Source organism: Okeania sp. (assembly GCF_983059655.1).
In genome coordinates, this window is the sequence record NZ_CEZPJD010000322.1 from 1 (window position 1) to 2,854 (window position 2,854).

Sequence of the window (2,854 nt, forward strand, 5' to 3'; positions counted from 1 at the left end):
ATACGGTCATATTAATATGTATAGTCCAACAACCCTACGATTTCTTCTTAAAAGTGAGGGTTTTTCAATAATAGATGACATCATTGATATTACCGATCCTGAAGTATCGTGTTTCAATTACTTTTTTAACCAAAAAAAAGAAGAACCAACTGAGGAGAATATCAAAATTAAGATGAATCAACTCACAGAAGAAGTTAATAAGTTTAGGAGTAAAAATAGGTTACAGCAAGAGGCAACTGCTTCTGCTTATACAGTTCTAGTTGATTCCAAGACAGAAGGGATTCAAATTTTTTAAATCATCAGGACTTACGCAAACTGACTTTTAAACAACCATCTGTAGGGGCAAATTATAGTAGAGATTCATATTGCTGCCACAGAATAATAAATTGGGATACCAGTTGTGAGGTTGAAAAGTTTGGCGCAACAACCCTGGTTGCAAGTAGTGAAATTCGTCTGGCAAACCAGGTTATATTAAATCCGGTAGCATAGGATGGGGGGATGGGGAGATTGGGAGATGGTTGAAGATGGGGAGATGGGGAGATGGAATATTTTTTTATACCGAATTAAACGGATTTGATATTACTCCTGATTTTCACTTGGTAAGTCGTATATAGTGGACAGAGTTTGCTCTGCTGAAAGTGGTGGATCTGATTGAACAGATATATTCGTCATTTCATATCATGTCCGCTGATATCGTTATATTCAATTCCGTAGCGGTTTTAACCAGAGGTAATTATCAATTATCCATTAATGAAAAATGCTCTAAAGTTTTATTTTTAAAATTTTCCTGATTTTACAACGCCACTATGTATTCTTGTACGGAAAACAAAAACAATTCTGAACTGCAAAATGAAAAATCCAATTCTAGTTTTTATTGATGCTGGAGTGGACAACTATCAACAATTATTTGATGGTGTGGTTGCCGAAGCTAGACCTTTTATTCTCCATACTGCCAGTGATGGTATTCAACAAGTAGACCAAATTTTACAACAATATCCAGGGCAGAAAACTGTTCATATTATCTCCCACGGTGCCCCTGGTTGTCTGTACCTGGGAAATACTCAACTGAGTTTAGATACCCTTCAACAGTACGCACCTCAAGTCCAACATTGGGATATTGATCGCCTCCTGCTTTATGGTTGTCATGTTGCTGCGGGGGATGCAGGAGAGGAGTTTGTGAGTAAGTTGCAAGGTTTGACAGGAGCAAATATTGCAGCTTCTAAGTCTCTGACAGGGGCAGCAGTCAAAGGTGGTAACTGGGAGCTTGAGGTAAATACAGGTAAAGCTAACTTCCCGACTGCACTACAAACAGAGGTAATGGGAACTTATAGTGGTCTCTTCAACTTGGAACAGGAAACTGACTTTGCATCAGGACAGGTAATTGTCAAACCTCGTGAAGTTTCTAAGATTAGCTCTCTCAGTAGCCTCCAAACTCGCCTCGGAGCAACCACCATCAATACCACCAAAACAGATCTAGGTCTTCAACTGTGGTCTATTCCAGGGGATGTAGAAGATTTTATTAGTCGCAATGAAAATAACCCACTAATAGAATACATCGAACCCAACTACACTATTACTCTTGATTCTAGAGTTCCCAATGACTCAATTATTAATGCTGATTCTACAGTTCCCAATGACCCAATTAATACTGATTCTACAGTTCCCAATGACACATTTTTCAACCTAATGTGGGGGCTTCACAACACTGGACAGACAGGAGGAACCTCTGATGCAGATATTGATGCGCCAGAAGCTTGGGATATTCAAACAGGAAGTAACAATGTAGTAGTAGGAGTCATTGATACTGGCATCGACTACACTCACCCAGACTTGGTCAACAATATGTGGACTAATCCCGGTGAAACCCCTGGTAACGGCATTGATGATGATGGCAACGGATATGTAGATGATGTTTATGGTTATGACTTTGCCTACGGAGACAGCGATCCATTAGACCCTATTGATGGTCATGGGACTCACGTTGCGGGAACCATTGGAGCAGACGGTAACAATGGACAAGGAGTAGTAGGGGTAAATTGGGACGTTGATTTGATGGCGATCAAGTTCCTAGACGATAATGGTAATGGCAATACATTCGGTGCAATTCAGGCAATAGAATATGCAACAATGATGGGAGCAGACCTAACTAACAACAGTTGGGGAGGGGGAGGCTTTTCTCAGGGATTGTATGATGCGATCGCAGCAGCAGGTGAAGCAGATTCTTTATTTATTGCAGCAGCAGGTAACAGTGGCACAGATAATGATACTAACCCTCACTACCCAGACGGCTACGATTTAGACAACATCATTTCAGTTGCTTCCACAGACAATAACGATAATTTATCTAGTTTCTCTCAATATGGAGCAACATCGGTAGATTTAGGTGCGCCTGGTACACAAATTGCTAGCACTTACCCAGGAGGAGATTACGCTTACTTAAGCGGTACTTCCATGGCAGCTCCTCATGTATCAGGAGTGGCAGCTTTGGTATTGGCAGAAAATCCTGACTTGAGTTATCAAGAGGTCAAAGACATTATTCTTGAGAATACCGATCCGATTTCAGCACTAGATGGAAAAACATTAACAGGTGGTCGCTTGAATGCGTTTAAAGCCCTGTCTTCATTAAACACCACTCCCACTAACCCAGTCCGTTTTGACTTTAACGCCGATGGAGTAGCAGATATTCTCTGGCGTAATGGTGGAGTTAACAACATTTGGTTGATGAATAATGACGGTACAAGGAGCAGTATTGTTAATCCTGGAGGTTTAGGTACAGCTTGGGATGTAGCCGGAGTAGCAGACTTTAACGCCGATGGAGTAGCAGATATTCTCTGGCGTAATGGTGGAGTTAACA

General features: G+C 41.0%; 3 protein-coding genes. 2 read left to right on the forward strand and 1 reads right to left on the reverse strand.

Annotated features, from left to right (window positions below; translation table 11 throughout):
- The coding region (locus AC3DU7_RS17955) for a hypothetical protein (protein ID WP_488040683.1) at window positions 1-295 on the forward strand (295 nt) is incomplete at its 5' end.
- Between the two features lie 27 nt (window positions 296-322).
- Here the strand turns inward: AC3DU7_RS17955 and AC3DU7_RS17960 are convergent.
- Entirely contained in the window at window positions 323-460 is a 138-nt protein-coding gene (locus tag AC3DU7_RS17960; protein ID WP_488040684.1) for a hypothetical protein, read from the reverse strand.
- Between the two features lie 389 nt (window positions 461-849).
- On the opposite strand from AC3DU7_RS17960, the gene AC3DU7_RS17965 reads away from it, so the two are divergent.
- Window positions 850-2,854 (forward strand): S8 family serine peptidase (locus AC3DU7_RS17965; protein ID WP_488040685.1); only part of this gene is annotated, 2,005 nt, incomplete at its 3' end.